This window comes from Hymenobacter cheonanensis, assembly GCF_030581075.1.
Classification (GTDB): Bacteria; Bacteroidota; Bacteroidia; order Cytophagales; family Hymenobacteraceae; genus Hymenobacter.
Genome location: NZ_JAUQSW010000001.1, coordinates 795,530 through 810,456, shown reverse-complemented (window position 1 = coordinate 810,456; position 14,927 = coordinate 795,530). Strand labels below are relative to the sequence as shown.

General features: G+C 46.8%; 12 protein-coding genes. 11 read left to right on the top strand and 1 reads right to left on the bottom strand.

The annotated features are described in order from the left end of the window. The first annotated feature begins 68 nt into the window (after positions 1-68). The 10 genes from Q5H89_RS03475 (at position 69) to Q5H89_RS03430 (ending at position 11,192) form a co-directional block, all read left to right on the top strand. On the top strand, positions 69-1,190 hold the full coding sequence (locus tag Q5H89_RS03475) for a DegT/DnrJ/EryC1/StrS family aminotransferase (RefSeq protein ID WP_305017902.1): 1,122 nt from the start codon (positions 69-71) through the stop codon (positions 1,188-1,190). Positions 1,191-1,438: 248 nt separating this feature from the next. Then, positions 1,439-2,212 (top strand): glucose-1-phosphate cytidylyltransferase, encoded by a 774-nt coding sequence (rfbF, locus tag Q5H89_RS03470; RefSeq protein WP_305017901.1) that lies wholly within the window; start codon positions 1,439-1,441, stop codon positions 2,210-2,212. Then, positions 2,197-3,321, top strand: a complete 1,125-nt coding sequence (gene rfbG, locus Q5H89_RS03465; protein WP_305017900.1) for a CDP-glucose 4,6-dehydratase — start codon at positions 2,197-2,199, stop codon at positions 3,319-3,321. Before rfbF ends, rfbG begins: the two co-directional genes overlap by 16 nt. Further along, the gene (locus tag Q5H89_RS03460) at positions 3,318-4,238 is read left to right on the top strand and encodes an NAD-dependent epimerase/dehydratase family protein (protein WP_305017899.1); all 921 of its coding nucleotides are present in this window, start codon (positions 3,318-3,320) and stop codon (positions 4,236-4,238) included. The genes rfbG and Q5H89_RS03460 overlap by 4 nt, the downstream gene beginning before the upstream one ends. 21 nt (positions 4,239-4,259) lie before the next feature. Then, positions 4,260-5,984, top strand: a complete 1,725-nt coding sequence (locus Q5H89_RS03455) for a thiamine pyrophosphate-binding protein (RefSeq protein WP_305017898.1) — start codon at positions 4,260-4,262, stop codon at positions 5,982-5,984. Positions 5,985-6,038: 54 nt separating this feature from the next. Then, complete coding sequence (gene rfbH, locus Q5H89_RS03450) at positions 6,039-7,376, top strand: lipopolysaccharide biosynthesis protein RfbH (protein ID WP_305017897.1); 1,338 nt, start codon at positions 6,039-6,041, stop codon at positions 7,374-7,376. After that, entirely contained in the window at positions 7,369-8,334 is a 966-nt protein-coding gene (locus Q5H89_RS03445) for a glycosyltransferase family 2 protein (RefSeq protein WP_305017896.1), read from the top strand. Before rfbH ends, Q5H89_RS03445 begins: the two co-directional genes overlap by 8 nt. A 107-nt stretch (positions 8,335-8,441) precedes the next feature. Next, on the top strand, positions 8,442-9,014 hold the full coding sequence (locus Q5H89_RS03440) for an acyltransferase (RefSeq protein ID WP_305017895.1): 573 nt from the start codon (positions 8,442-8,444) through the stop codon (positions 9,012-9,014). A 140-nt stretch (positions 9,015-9,154) separates the two neighbouring features. After that, positions 9,155-10,237, top strand: a complete 1,083-nt coding sequence (locus tag Q5H89_RS03435) for a glycosyltransferase family 61 protein (protein ID WP_305017894.1) — start codon at positions 9,155-9,157, stop codon at positions 10,235-10,237. 19 nt (positions 10,238-10,256) lie between these two features. Next, positions 10,257-11,192, top strand: coding sequence for a glycosyltransferase family 8 protein (locus tag Q5H89_RS03430; protein WP_305017893.1), 936 nt, complete (start codon positions 10,257-10,259; stop codon positions 11,190-11,192). Between the two features lie 713 nt (positions 11,193-11,905). Here Q5H89_RS03430 and Q5H89_RS03425 read toward each other — a convergent pair. Further along, a complete protein-coding gene (locus tag Q5H89_RS03425; protein WP_305017892.1) occupies positions 11,906-12,886 on the bottom strand; it encodes a beta-1,6-N-acetylglucosaminyltransferase in 981 nt (326 codons plus the stop codon). A gap of 261 nt (positions 12,887-13,147) precedes the next feature. On the opposite strand from Q5H89_RS03425, the gene Q5H89_RS03420 reads away from it, so the two are divergent. Further along, the gene (locus tag Q5H89_RS03420; RefSeq protein WP_305017891.1) at positions 13,148-14,911 is read left to right on the top strand and encodes an ABC transporter ATP-binding protein; all 1,764 of its coding nucleotides are present in this window, start codon (positions 13,148-13,150) and stop codon (positions 14,909-14,911) included. Positions 14,912-14,927 lie beyond the last annotated feature (16 nt).

The window sequence follows — 14,927 nt, the reverse complement described above, 5'->3', positions numbered from 1 at the left end:
CCGGGGCTCAGCCGTTTTTGTACGAATACCCAGCCGGGTTTCATCACTTAAGCCAAGCTGCCGGCCGCATGTCTGCACCAGTCATTCCCTTCTTTTCGATGCACGCCATGCACGCAGCAGTGCGTGCGGAAACGCTGGCTACTATGGCGCGCGTGTACGATGCCGAATGGTACGTGCTAGGGGAGGAGCTGGCCTTATTTGAGCAGGAGTACAGTGCCTTCAGCCAGGTTGCCCACACAGTGGGGGTAGGAAATGGCCTGGAAGCCTTGACCCTAGCGTTGCGAGCCCTGGATATCGGGCCGGGCGACGAAGTGCTCGTGCCGTCCAATACCTACATCGCGACGTGGCTGGCCGTCTCCCACGCGGGCGCAGTGCCAGTACCAGTGGAGCCCGACCCTGCCACAAGCAACCTGGACCCTAGCCGCTTGGAGGCCGCCATTACCGCGCGCACGCGCGCTGTGCTGCCGGTGCATCTATACGGCCAGCCCTGCCGCATGACCGAAATTATGGCCCTGGCCCGGCGGTACCACCTGACGGTGATAGAGGATAATGCGCAAGCCCAGGGTGCGGCGTTTGAGGGGCAGCTAACGGGAAGCTTTGGTATCGCCAGTGGCACAAGCTTTTACCCTACCAAAAACCTGGGCGCGCTGGGCGATGCCGGCGCTATCACTACCAGCGACCCCGGCCTGGCCCAGCGCTTACGCCAGCTGCGTAACTATGGCTCTGACCAGAAAAACCACCATCAGCTGCCGGGATATAATTCGCGGCTCGACGAGCTGCAGGCTGCCGTGCTGCGCATTAAACTGCGCCACCTACCCACCTGGACCGCGCAACGCCGGCAGCTGGCGGTGTGGTATAGCCAGTACCTGGCCGGCTTGCCTGGCCTGCGCCTGCCGGCAGTAGCGCCGGGGGCCGAGCCGGTCTGGCACCTGTACGTAGTGCATTGCCCGCAGCGCGATGCTCTTCAGCGCCACCTGGCGGCTGGCGGCATCGGTACGCTCATTCATTACCCGGTGCCCCCGCACCGGCAGCCGGCCTACGCATCGCTGGGCCTGGCCGCCGGCTCGCTGCCCATTGCCGAGACGCTGGCAGCCACCTGCCTTAGCCTGCCCCTGTGGCCTGGTATGCAAGAAGAAACAGTTGCGACAATAGCAGCAAGTATTCGGCGCTTTTTTGCCGGGGCTAGCTAGTCACGGCAGCCCTTGTTAATGAGGTGTTAAGCTTTGTGAACGCCTAAGACGAATTGGGCAGAGGCGTAGCAGCTTCAAAAAGAGGTTCTCATGCACCGCTAAGAACAAAAAATGGCGGAATGAGTAGCTGTGGCAGAGTAGTTTTTGAAAAGCCCCATTTTGTGAGCCGCCCCGGCGGGCGCAGGATTTTGGTTACCTTTGCGCCTACTTACTGCTGCTTTTAGTAGAGACTCACTTAAAAAATCCTCGTGAAAGTCGTCATTCTCGCGGGCGGGCTCGGTACCCGCCTCTCAGAAGAAACTGTCCTTAAACCCAAGCCAATGGTAGAGATTGGTGATATGCCCATCCTGTGGCACATTATGAAAATCTACTCGGCTCATGGCTTCAATGACTTTGTCATTTGCCTGGGCTATAAAGGCTACGTTATTAAGGAGTATTTTGCTAATTATTTCCTTCACAAGTCCGATGTGACCATCAACCTGAAGGAAAACAAGCTGCAGGTGCACGATTCTTACGCCGAGCCGTGGAATATTACGCTCGTCGATACAGGCCTCGAAACCATGACGGGCGGACGTATTAAGCGTATTGCGCAGCATCTCAACAACGAGCCGTTCCTGCTGACTTATGGTGACGGTGTATCAAACATCAACATCACCGAAGAAGTAGCCTTTCACAAAGCGCATGGCCGCCTCTGTACCGTAACTGCGGTGCAGCCAAGCGGGCGCTTTGGGGCGCTTGATTTAGGTCCGGACGATGCTATTCATTCATTTGCGGAGAAGCCTAAAGGCGACGGCGCTTGGATTAACGGAGGATTTTTGGTCTGCGAGCCCGGGGTATTGGACTACATTACCGAAGGCGACGCTACCATCTGGGAGCGGACGCCAATGGAAAGCATTGCCCGCGATGGGCAAATGAAGGCTTACAAGCATCATGGCTTTTGGAAGCCAATGGATACGCTACGCGATAAGTTTGAATTGGACCAGGCATGGCGCGAAAATCAAGCCGCATGGAAGATATGGTAAATTCTACTGCGCCAGCCGCCTCGCCCCTGAGCATAGAGCTGCTACAGGCTACCTATAAAGGCAAAAAAGTGCTCCTTACTGGCCACACTGGCTTTAAAGGTGCGTGGCTTTTGTACTGGCTCCATTTGCTAGGGGCCGATGTTACCGGGTATGCCCTGGCGCCAGACAGTCAGCCCAGCTTATATGAGCTGTTGGCGGGAGATTCCCTTTGCCATTCCATTATCGGGGACCTCAGCGACCGGGCCGCGCTTGAGCAGGCAGTAGCGGAGTGCCAACCCGATTTTGTCTTTCACCTGGCTGCTCAGCCTCTGGTGCGGTTGTCTTACGATATACCGGTCGAGACTTTTGCCACCAACGCGCTAGGGACCGCAAACCTGCTCGATGCCCTACGGCGGCTGGCCAAGCCCTGCACCATAGTCGCAATCACTACTGATAAGGTTTACGAGAATAAGGAGTGGGTGTACCCCTACCGCGAAAATGACCGGCTGGGTGGCTACGACCCCTACAGCGCCAGCAAAGCGTGTGCTGAATTGGTAATTAACTGTTACGCCCAATCTTTTTTTAATTCTGCTGATTACGAACACCATCAGAAATCGCTGGCAGTAGGCCGGGCTGGCAATGTGATTGGTGGCGGCGACTGGGCCAAAGACCGAATTATTCCCGATATAGTGCGGGCATTAGCATCCGGGCAGCCCGTGCAGGTCCGGAATCCGCAGGCTGTGCGCCCTTGGCAGCATGTACTGGAGCCCTTGGGCGGCTATCTGCTGCTAGGTGCACGATTGGCTGCTGAGCCGACCCGTTATACCGGGGCCTGGAATTTTGGTCCCCATCTGCAGGATACATTACCCGTAAGCGCCCTGGCCGATACAGCATTGCACGCCTGGGGAGCAGGGCACTACGAAACTCCTGCGCTTGCCAATCAGCCTCACGAAGCCGGCTTACTAAAGCTTGACATCAGCAAATCTGTAAACGAATTGAGATGGCAGCCGCGCTACGACGCGGCAAGCTCAATCCGTCGAACCATTGCCTGGTATAAAGCCTTGGCAAGCGGGCAGCTGGCTGCTGAGCTAGTGCGGTCAGATATAGAAGCTTACAGCAGCTTGGTATGAGTGCGGGCCGAGTAGTTTTAACCGGGGCTACTGGTTTTATCGGCTCCTATCTGGCCGAAGAACTAGTAGCTAAAGGCTATGAGGTACTAGCGCTGCGCCGAACCCAATCAAGCCTTTGGCGAGTAGCCTCCGTAGCCGGCCATATTACCTGGGTAACCATTGATGAGCCAGATTGGCAGCAGCAAGTAGTTGCCTGGCAGGCAGAATACCTGGTACATGCTGCCTGGCTGGGAGTAGGCGTAGGGCAGCGCGATGATTGGAATAGCCAGCTGAGTAACTTAACGTTTACGATGGAGCTATTGCAAACTTTATTGCCGGGTGGGCTCAAAAAAGTGGTAGTACTAGGCTCCCAGGCAGAGTATGGTGCTTTTCACGGGCGCGTCGATGAAGGCCAGCCTACCCAGCCTGTCATGGCCTACGGGGCTGTGAAGCTGGCTACCTTGGAACTGGTACGCGCTTACTGTTCGGCTCAAAGCCTGGAGTGGTATTGGCTGCGGGTGTTTGCCGTATTTGGTCCGAGGGAAGACGCCCACTGGTTTGTGTCATTCGTTGCTGCCAATTTCTTGAAGTACCAATCTCCGGCGCTAACTAATTGTGAGCAGCAGTACGATTACCTGTTTGCGCCCGATTTGGCCCGTGCTATTGTCCAAACTCTTCCTGCCGCGCCGGGTTTTAGTGGGGTGTATAACGTTGGAGCCAACCGTGCTATCAGCCTGCGCACTATGGTCGATACTATCCGCGACCTGACCGGGACGGCCACAAGTGTGCAGTATGGCGCTTTGCCCTATAGGCCGGGTCAGGTTATGCATATGGAAAGTAGCACCAGCCGCTTCGAGCATACTTTCGGCCCTATTACTCAAACGGCCTTGCCCACTGCGTTAGCTGCCACTGTTGAGTACGTTAAACAACACCAATAAACCTGCTATTTTACGCGCACTATGAAAGCATCTGACTATATCGCCCGGTTTCTGGAAGCACAAGGTGTTGCGACTATCTATGAGATGTCGGGTGGCATGATTACCCACATGCTTGACTCGCTGCACCAACTCACTAAAATTAATATTGTGAGTATGCACCACGAGCAATCAGCATCTTTTGCGGCCGATGCAGATGCCCGCGTAACCGGGGTGCCTGGTGTGGCAATGGCAACCAGTGGCCCCGGCGCCACCAATCTGCTCACGGGCATCTCCTCCTGCTATTTCGATTCGGTACCTGCTGTTTTTATTACAGGCCAGGTTAATACGTTCGAACAAAAAGGTGACCGGCCCATTCGCCAGCTAGGGTTTCAGGAAACCGATATTGTGAGTATGGCTCAGCCGGTGTGCAAGGCTTGCTACGATGTAAAGGATGCCCTTGACCTGCCGCAAATACTTGAGGAGGCATTCCGCGTTGCGTTAGGCGACCGGCCCGGCCCGGTGCTGATTGATATTCCAATGAATATGCAGCGGGTAGACATACCTGCCCCGGCCACTGGCTTCGAGCGCGTTAAGCGCCAGGGTATATCATCTGCACTAGCCCCTGCGCAACTCGACGAGTTGGCCCAAGCCCTTGCTGCGGCTCAAAAGCCGTTAATTCTAGTGGGCCGGGGAGTGCGCTCTTCCTTCCAGATAGAAGCTTTTCGCCACTTCGTACACCTTACACAAGTGCCCGTGGTATCGTCGCTGCTAGCTATAGATGCCCTGCCATACACCGACCCGCTGCGCATAGGATACATTGGCTCATATGGTAATCGCTGGGCCAATATGGCCTTGGGCAATTGCGACTTTTTGCTAGTGCTGGGTGCCCGCCTGGATATCCGCCAGACGGGGGCTGATACGGCATATTTTGAAGAAGGCCGCACTATCTATCACGTTGACTGTGATGCCGGCGAAATTAATAATCGTATAACCGGCTGCCATCCGGTAGTAGCCGACCTGGCCGATTTTTTCACCCTGGCAAATAATTATTATCAGCCGAGTGACTTTACCCCCCGTACTGAATGGCTTTCTCACTTAACAGAGCTGCGGGCACAATGGCCTGATACCAACGAGCAGTATGGAATAGAAGGCATTAACCCGAATGATTTCATGCATGCCCTGTCGCAGGCTGGGCACGGGGCGGGCTATGTAGCCGATGTCGGCAACCATCAGCAATGGGCAGCGCAAAGCCTGGAGCTGGCACCTAGCCAGCTGTTTCTAACCTCGGCCGGCCTCGGTAGCATGGGCTACGCATTGCCTGCAGCCATTGGCATGTGCTTCGCCTCCCGCCAGCCGGTAGTAATGATAGCAGGCGATGGGGGCTTCCAAATGAATATGCAGGAGCTGCAAACAATTGCGCATCACAAGCTGCCGGTAAAGTTGGTGGTGCTCAATAATAATTGCTTAGGTATGATTAGGCAGTTCCAAGACTCTTATTTTGAGGGTCGCTATCAAAGTACTTACTGGGGCTATAGTGCCCCGGATTTTACCAAGATTGCCGCCGCCTACGGTATTGACTCCCTAACAGTAAGTGACCCCACCCAGTTAGCTGAAGCAGCAGCTTGGTTATGGCAGGATGAGAAAAAGCCGGCTTTGCTGCAGGTTATGATTGATACCCATGCAAATTGCTACCCCAAGCTAGCATTCGGACGCCCTATAACGGAAATGGAGCCTTTTGCCAAACCACTAGAGATGGAGGGCACCTAGGCAACCGCTTAACCTACCGTATCTTTGTTACCCTGACAACTTATAGTTCTGATGATGGCTGACGTAAATCAAAAATTCAAAAATATTAGTCCCGAATTGGTTGAGCAACTAAGCCAAGCAATTTTACCCAACGTCACTAAAACGTTTACCCCTGGGCAAGATTATATCCCAGTAACTGGTAAAGTACTAGATGTAGATGACCTGCTCTATGGCGTGGACGCTACAATGGATGGCTGGCTGACAACTGGTCGCTTTGGCCCCAAGTTCGAACAGAAATTAGCTCGTTATTTCGGTTCCAAATCATCACTAGTTGTCAACTCAGGCTCATCGGCCAATTTGGTTGCTTTCTACGCGCTCACGTCGCCTAAGCTTGGCGACCGTGCTATCAAGCCTGGCGATGAAATTATTACGGTAGCAGCTGGTTTCCCAACCACTGTTAATCCAATGATTCAGTTTGGATGCGTACCAGTGTTTATCGATATTGATATTCCCACCTACAACATAAAGGCCGAGCTGATTGAGCAGGCTGTGACGCCGAAGACGAAAGCCATTATGATGGCCCATACGCTAGGTAATCCATTTAATTTGGATGAGGTGATGCGGGTGGCCAAGAAGTATAACTTGTGGGTAATAGAAGATGATTGCGACTCACTAGGCGCTACCTACAATGGCCAAAAAACCGGCACATTCGGCGACCTTGCTACGCTCTCTTTCTATCCTGCTCACCACATTACGATGGGTGAAGGTGGGGCGGTGCTCATAAATAACATCAAGCTCAAAATGCTAGCCGAAAGCTTCCGTGATTGGGGACGCGATTGCTACTGTGAGCCTGGTAAGGATAATACCTGTAATAAGCGTTTCTGCTGGCAGTTGGGCGAATTGCCTTATGGTTATGACCATAAGTACACGTATTCTCATATCGGCTTCAACCTCAAGGTCACTGATATGCAGGCTGCAATTGGTTTAAGCCAGCTTTCGAAAGCTGACCATTTTGTGCAACGCCGTCGTGAGAATCATGCAACGCTTTATCAAAAGATGAAGCGATTTGAGGAGCACTTCATTTTGCCCGAAGCAACACCTAACTCAGACCCTAGCTGGTTTGGCTTTCTGCTGACAATACGTGATAACAGCCCCATTGTGAGGCAAGAGCTAATTCAGCATTTGGAAGACCATAAAATAGGCACTCGCCTGTTGTTTGCAGGCAATTTGCTGCGTCAACCGGCATATGCTGGTATTGAGCACCGCATAGTAGGTGACTTAACCAATACCGATACAGTAATGAATCGGTCATTCTGGCTGGGCGTATGGCCTGGCTTACAAGAAGAACATTACAATTATATGACAGAAGTTATTCATGACTTCTTGCATGCTAAAGCACTGCTTAATGTCTGAAGTTATTTTAACTATTGCTATTCCTACTTACAACCGGGCTCGGTTGCTTGAAACGTGTTTAACGCAACTGGCCCGGGAGTTTGGAAATAATTCAGCAGTAGAAATTCTGGTATCCAATAATGCCTCAACTGACGATACGGCCACTATAGTGAGGCAGTATCAGGCTAGCGTATTTCCAAAGCTGCATTATATCGAAAATGAAGTTAATTTAGGTCCCGACCGAAATATAGCTCAGTGTTTTCGCGAAGCAAAAGGAAAATATGTTTGGATATTTTCTGATGATGACATTTTGTTGCCGACCTATGGCGCTTCAATATTCAAATTGTTGACCGATGCCGAATGGGGGTTAATACACTTAAAAAGTATTTGGTTCAATCAGGAGGAAATTCCACAGCCAAGTCCCGAGGTAATGCAGCATAAGGCCTATAGTATAAGCCTTGATTTCTTGAATCAAATAAATTATTGGGTTACTTTTATTACAGGGAATATTATCAATAAAGGCTCACTGACTGAATCACATGTGACCTATGAGTTCCTCGATACTAACCTCGTTCAGTTAGGCTGGGTATTGCCAAGCATATTTATCGGTCTCCCCAATGCTTTAGTAACAACTCCGGTGCTAGCCTGTCGTGCAAATAATACAGGCGGCTATAAGCTATTCCAAACATTTGCCACAAATTTCAATATAATTATGAGTAAATTTGTGATGAATAATATTATGCCGTTAGATGCACAAAAAATTATTAATAACCATTTAATTTCAGGATTCTTTCCAGGTTTTATAACAAGTAATCAAGCTGCTTTTGGGCAAGAACGAGTAATTGCTACTTTATACAAAGAATTTAATAGCTACCCAACATTTTGGACCAAGTTGTTGCCTACTTATATTGAGGGAATAATTAAATCAAAGTTGCGCTTTGCAAAACGTAGCTTAAAGCGTGTGTTAGGTCGTCAATAAATAGCTCAACTTATTTATTTTAGTTATCATTTGTATTTTATGGCCTAGCGGTTGTAGTTTTTTTAACAATTTATTTTATTTTCATAAATTTTTTTTATATTTTAGTAATGCGTTTCATAAACAGTATTCGTTCACTCTGGAAAAAGGATACTCACTCACCGGCTTTGGGTAAGAATTTTAAGAAGTTTGGTATACATTCTACTTTGCCTTATCAGTCTATAATACATAATCCAAAATATATTTCTATTGGCACCTATTTTTGGTCTTTATATAATTTGCGATTAGAGGCATGGGATTCTTACGGGAATCAAAAATTTAATCCGGAAATTGTAATTGGTGATAATGTTAATATGAACACCGATTGTCACATTACCTGTATCAATAAAGTTATAATTGGGGACAATGTACTTATGGCAAGTAGGATTTATATCTCTGACCACTCGCATGGTGAGATTACCAGTTCCGCATTAAATGTTGTTCCATTACATCGACCACTATATTCAAAAGGTCCAGTAGTAATTGGAAGTAATGTTTGGATAGGGGAAGGAGTGTGTATTATGCCAGGTGTTACTATTGGTACTAATGCTATAATTGGTGCCAATGCAGTAGTCACAAAAGATGTGCCTGCTAATTCGGTGGTCGGTGGCATTCCAGCCCGAGTAATTCGTATGCTAGAATAATCAATGAAATTAAATACGCGTTTAATTTTTAAATTAAACACGTATTTTTATTTTTCTGTGTTTGTTTGATTAGATAAACGTGTGCTTGATTAGTATTTTGATACTTTTCTAGCCGGAATTTTAAAAATGGCGAAATGAACATGCCTACTTTATCCTCTGTCATTCATAGAGTTTCTCGACTTATACCGCAGCAAATAGAAAGTCAAAGCTGGGATGTTAAAAAAGAAGAAAATCCCATTACTTATACTTTGCCTAAAAATTATAATGAGCTGCCCGAAAATTTAAAGTATTATTACAAATTAACAACTAAGATAGATGCAACAAAGGCTTTTATTTTAAATAACGTCTTCGTTTATCAAGGAGGAATGGTATTTAAAGGCCTTAAATTCTTTGTTCCTAGCTTGCCTGAAAAATGGTTAATTGACCATGTTAAATATGATATCTTGGTTGCGCAGTGGGTTTCTAAAAAAAAATACATAGTAGAGAATGAGGTAGCGCTTATATTTGACCAGTGGTCTTCTGTTAATTATTATCATTGGATTATCGATTCTTTGCCAAGGTTATTACTTCTTCGTGACAGCTTTCCGAATTGCAAAGTAATTTTGCCGTACCCAACATCATCATATATTGTAAAAACAGCTTCATTACTTGGTTTTAAAGATTTCCTTTTTGTAAAAAACCAAGAACTTGTTCATTTCAAAAAATTAATACTGATAGGACATACTTCTCCTCCAAAATTTCATAGCACATTGATGATTCGGCGTTTAAGAGACGAGTTATTGCAGGCAGTGCATATTAACCAAGTTAGTAATAAAAGAAAGTTATATATTTCGCGCTCTAAACAGACTGTGCGTAGGTTGCTTAATGAAAGCGAAATTTTGCCTATCTTGAAGAAGTATAATTTCGAAATCATTACCTTTGAGGGGATGTCTTTTGAAGACCAGGTGCAAATTATAAATACTTCAGAAATAATAGTCAGTACTCATGGAGCTAATTTGACCAATATATTATTTGCAACACCAGGTGCTACTGTAATAGAAATGCATAATAAACGCACAGATAATTTCTTGTATTTTAGGTTGTGCACTAATCTGAACCTGAATTATTATTCAGTTCCTTGTGAGGCAAGCCAATACGTAGATAACGATGGAGACCTTGAGGTAAACATTGAGTATTTGGAAAGTGTAATTGTAAGAGCTATTGAAAATACCTCATCCACTTAGATTGGAATAGATAAGTCATATGAATATTGCTCTGGCATTCGATAAAACATACACAGCTCCCTTTTTTGCTGCTGTTGCTTCTATCATTGAGAATAACAAGACTGAATCCATTAGTTTTCATGTTATTGCTTCAGGTTTGACAACTATTGAGCATCAAGAAATTGAAAAGTTTATCCTTGATTCTAAAGCTAAAATTAAATTTTATACTATTGATGAAGACAATATAAAAAAGCTATTTATTCATAAAGATAGTCACTTTTCTTCCCCCGCTATTTTCTATCGCTTATTTTTTGCACATTTAATTCCCCAGGATATAGAAAAGATTCTTTATGTAGATGTTGATACTATAATTTTAAAAAGCTTGCATGAATTATTTGCGATAGATATGCAAGCCTTTCCAGTAGCTGCGGTAAAAGATGCTTGGCCGTATGACCATTCATCTTTAGGAATTAGCGAAGAAGATGGTTATTTCAATTCTGGCGTGCTTCTGATTAACACAGAAGAATGGAGAAAGCAAAAAATTGTTGAGCGTACATTAGAATTCATTAGTAATCATGAGCGTTTGTTATCTATGCCTGACCAAGATGCATTAAATAGCATTTTGGTTGGTAATTGGCTCAAATTAGATAAAAAATACAATTTGCAATTTAACTATATACCTAATCCCGTAAATAAATTTGAGCTTAATAAGTTGATTGCTCAGACAGTAATCGTGCATTATACCACGGCTAGTAAGCCTTGGATTCGAGGATGTGTAAACCGCATGCGAGATTTGTATTTTTACTATATAGATAAGACTCCTTACCGTGATAAGCCTCGCTTCTTTAATACTCAGTCTTCTGGTGCGGGTTTTTATAGGGCAAGTGTTGTATATATAAAAGAATATTATACTGACAGTGAATGGTTGATGCACATATGGCGCTCGGTAAAAAAGACAGTTAATGTATTCAAATAAATAATGCCTATTTTGTTTATGCAATCTCAGGCTTATACCTGAGTGGATAGGTTGGGTGAACGACAGGATTATGGAAACAACCGCTGGCTTAAGACGTTAATATGCTGCGTGAACGTTGTAGACGGATGCTTTGCATGCATAAATGCAGTGATGTAACATTTAGCACGCAGCTCTGAACCGCAAGTACTGGGCGTGGTGCGGAAAAGTAGCATTAGCCACATATTTCTGGCTGGCAGCTGGTCGGTCTGCGTGGTTTAGCTATTAGCAACAGCTTGTCAGACTAAATTTAGTGCATGACATGGCGCCTGCGCTCGCCTAATGGCAGCAGGCAGCTAGATTAAAAAGATGGGCGCAGCCTTTTAAAAAAGGCTGCGCCCATCTTTTTAATCTAGCGCGGGTTTTAGTGTACACACTTAATTTTGGCAAGTAAGTGCGCGATTTTTATTCTCTGCGCACTGCCTGAGTTTGGCAAAAACCTGATATTGCCAGCAGTTGCGTAATGCGAGCGATAGGAGCTAAGTGTAATTAAAAAAGTAAAAACCACGATAATTAGTATGTAGCTGCTAATTAATGTGCTTTTTAGTCCTAACTGTGTTTAGGCAATTGCAGAGCAGCCGGCTTTTGCTTCACATTATTAATACTGATTTTATTCTTAAGCTCTCCGCTTATTATTAATAATTGCTGTGCTTCGGCTATTTCAGGAATTTTGTAGGTTAACTTATTGCATCTAGCTCATCCATAATTTTACTGTCTTGGTCTTGGTCGAATTTACGGGCGTATAAACATGGGCTCATAACTAGCTCAGTTATATCAGATGCTACAAAAGTAGCGGGCCAGGGGCCAATAGGACGAGTAAAATTGACGTATGTTACCGGCGAAGCAATTTTTGTAAAATTATTGGCTACTACTGTTTGGAAAAAAATTTCGTCGGATAATAAGGTGAAGTCATTGAAGGTAAGGAAATAGGGGTTTCCCTTAACATATGTGTTTAAAAAAACGACCGTTTCGTGGGGCAGTGCCCACCATTGTGAGCCGCCATGCGGAATTAAATCGTTGGGAAACTTGCGCTTACTTAATAGCTTGCGGAACATGGCTGGTTGGCGCCTGAGTAATCCTAACGCATAGCGCATATGCCGCATAGTCAAAAAATCGCGCGAGAAGATGGGAGGAATACTCACATTATCTTCTCGTTTGGTTGAAAGAAAGAAAGTATAGTGATTCAACCTGTTCATGCCGCCGTTAAAGCCGTATTCAGGATGAATCCAACTTTCACGGGCCAAGCCACCGTGAATGCTAGGTGCAGTTTGCTTTGTAACAGGCAACGGAAAGCACTCAATAAAATTAGTGCCATAGTTGCTCTCATAAAACTGCTGGATATACGTATTATTCTTGAGCGGATAATCCTGCCCACTCATAAGAATAGTGTAGCCAGTGCGCTGGTCGGCTAAGATTTGGGCGATGCCCACTAGCGCTGCTTTTACGGCGTTTACATGGCCCCACATCGTATTTAGCCGTTGAGAGCCTGTGAAAAAGGAGCATCGCGGGTTATGGGCTAGTGCTGCTTGAAAGGGAGCTATCTCAACCGGGGCATCAATGTTAATGTAGAACCGGGCTTCAGGACAGTCAAGCCGCTGTATCATGCGGGCTAGCTGGCCGGGAGATTTGTGAGCTAGGACAATGTAATTCAGGTGCATTATAGATACGGCAGAGGAGAATTAAGCATTAAAGGTAAATAGAAACAACTAATGCTCTTGGTCTTGAGACTTGCAGTCAGGCAGCTTGGTGTTCGGCTAGGGTGTATCTTTGCTAGCTGTAAGCATCCTTTTGGAGGTTACTCAGGCTGCTCATGGAGCAGCTCATAAACCTTACCTGATGCTTACGAAAGTGCAGCTCGTTATCCTGCGTATATAGTGAGGTTTGCAAGCAAAAGTTTATAGCAATAGTCTTAAGACAGTATGAGTAAAGGTATAGTCTGGCGTTCTCTTGATAGTATTCGCTACTATCTATCGCCACAGGACAAGCGTAAGTCCATCGCCATGTTGTTTTGGCTGATATTGGTTTCGGTACTGGATGTATTCGGCCTGGCCTCACTGGTGCCAATTATTATGGCTGCATCACGCCCGGGCTCTATCTTAAAGAATAAGTATACTCATTGGCTTTACGAGATGCTGAATTTCACTTCAGAAAAGTATTTTTTGCTTTTTCTGATGGTCGGTATTTTCTTATTCTTCATCGTGAAGAATGTGTTCTCGACACTCATTAATTACCAACAAGTAAAATTTAGTGCCCGGTTGGCGGTGCAGGTTGTTTCCAGCCAGTTTCAGAAACATATTAATCTGCCTTACCTGAAGTTTAATGACGTTGGTTCGCCAAACTTCATGAACAGTACACTAAATATTTCCAATTCGTATGTTGCCGGCGTTATCCGGCAATTATTTATTCTTTTCTCGGAGATTATAATTGTCTTCCTGGTTATTTCAGGTATGCTGGTTTATCAGCCGGTACTGTTTTTTATCTTGGGGGCGATACTGGTACCGAGTATGATGCTGATATACCGCCTGCTACGCAACCGGGTGAACGTGGTGGGTATGAAGCTGAATGAGTTGCGTCCCTTGAGCTATTCGCCTATAATAGAGTCTTTTATAGGTTTTGTTGAGTTGCGGCTGGCTGGCAAGCAGCAGCAGTTCAAGCAGTACCTTATTGATAACCAGGAAGCAATTCAGGAGCTGGAAGCCGATTCGTATCTGTATTCGCTTATTCCGCAGCGCCTTATTGAGATGGTGGCTATTTCGGCCATCGTCCTCATATTTCTGTACTCCCTGTTATTTGCTAATAATGCTGCGGAGATGGTAACCATCATTGGCCTGTTTGCCGCCGCTGCCTACCGGCTAATGCCGTCGATGAACCGCATTCTAACGTCGGTTGTGTCGTTGCGGCAAAGCCAATATGTGCTTAATGACCTTATGCAGATGCGGGAGTACCTGACTACGGCCAAGCCCGCGCAGGTGCCGCTTAAGTTCGAGCATAACATTACGTTTGATAACCTCTCCTTCACTTTCCCGGGTAGTGAAGAGCCAGTAGTTCGCGATATTTCTTTGCGTATAAAGCGAGGCGAAAAAGTAGGCTTTATCGGTACTTCGGGCTCGGGTAAAACGACGCTGATGAATTTGTTGCTGCGCTCGTATACCGAACAAAAAGGCGCCATTACGGTGGATGGAGTGCCCCTTACGCCGGAAAACGAAGATGCCTGGTTTAAATTGGTGGGCTACGTGAAGCAGGATACTTTTTTGATGGAAGCCTCCATCGGCGAAAATATTACGCTGCGCGATAAGCAGGTAGACCCCGAGCGAATGAAGTACGCGTTGGAGCAGGCTTCGCTGGCAGATTTTGTGGCTAGCCTGCCCGAGGGCCTGGATACGCCGATTGGCGAGCGCGGCTCGCGGCTATCGGGGGGGCAGCGCCAGCGCGTAGGCATTGCCCGCGCCCTCTACAAGCGGGCCGAGGTGCTGCTGCTGGACGAGGCCACCAGCGCCCTCGACAATGAGACAGAACGCGAAGTGAGTGAGGCGATTAATAAGCTTTCGCACACGAGTATCACCATCTTCATCATCGCGCACCGCCTGACTACGCTGCAAGACTGCGACCGGATATTTGAGTTGAAGGACGGCCGTATCTGGGCCGAGCACACGTATGAAAGCTTAATGCAACAGCACGCCTAAGGGCAGCGCACTGGCG

What these genes read in the sequence shown, in the direction of transcription:
- Q5H89_RS03475 (WP_305017902.1), top strand. Translation starts at nt 69, where the DNA reads ATGTCTGCACCAGTCATTCCCTTCTTTTCGATGCACGCCATGCACGCA.
- rfbG (WP_305017900.1), top strand. Translation starts at nt 2,197, where the DNA reads ATGGAAGATATGGTAAATTCTACTGCGCCAGCCGCCTCGCCCCTGAGC.
- Q5H89_RS03460 (WP_305017899.1), top strand. Translation starts at nt 3,318, where the DNA reads ATGAGTGCGGGCCGAGTAGTTTTAACCGGGGCTACTGGTTTTATCGGC.
- Q5H89_RS03455 (WP_305017898.1), top strand. Translation starts at nt 4,260, where the DNA reads ATGAAAGCATCTGACTATATCGCCCGGTTTCTGGAAGCACAAGGTGTT.
- rfbH (WP_305017897.1), top strand. Translation starts at nt 6,039, where the DNA reads ATGGCTGACGTAAATCAAAAATTCAAAAATATTAGTCCCGAATTGGTT.
- Q5H89_RS03445 (WP_305017896.1), top strand. Translation starts at nt 7,369, where the DNA reads ATGTCTGAAGTTATTTTAACTATTGCTATTCCTACTTACAACCGGGCT.
- Q5H89_RS03440 (WP_305017895.1), top strand. Translation starts at nt 8,442, where the DNA reads ATGCGTTTCATAAACAGTATTCGTTCACTCTGGAAAAAGGATACTCAC.
- Q5H89_RS03435 (WP_305017894.1), top strand. Translation starts at nt 9,155, where the DNA reads ATGCCTACTTTATCCTCTGTCATTCATAGAGTTTCTCGACTTATACCG.
- Q5H89_RS03430 (WP_305017893.1), top strand. Translation starts at nt 10,257, where the DNA reads ATGAATATTGCTCTGGCATTCGATAAAACATACACAGCTCCCTTTTTT.
- Q5H89_RS03425 (WP_305017892.1), bottom strand. Translation starts at nt 12,886, where the DNA reads ATGCACCTGAATTACATTGTCCTAGCTCACAAATCTCCCGGCCAGCTA.
- Q5H89_RS03420 (WP_305017891.1), top strand. Translation starts at nt 13,148, where the DNA reads ATGAGTAAAGGTATAGTCTGGCGTTCTCTTGATAGTATTCGCTACTAT.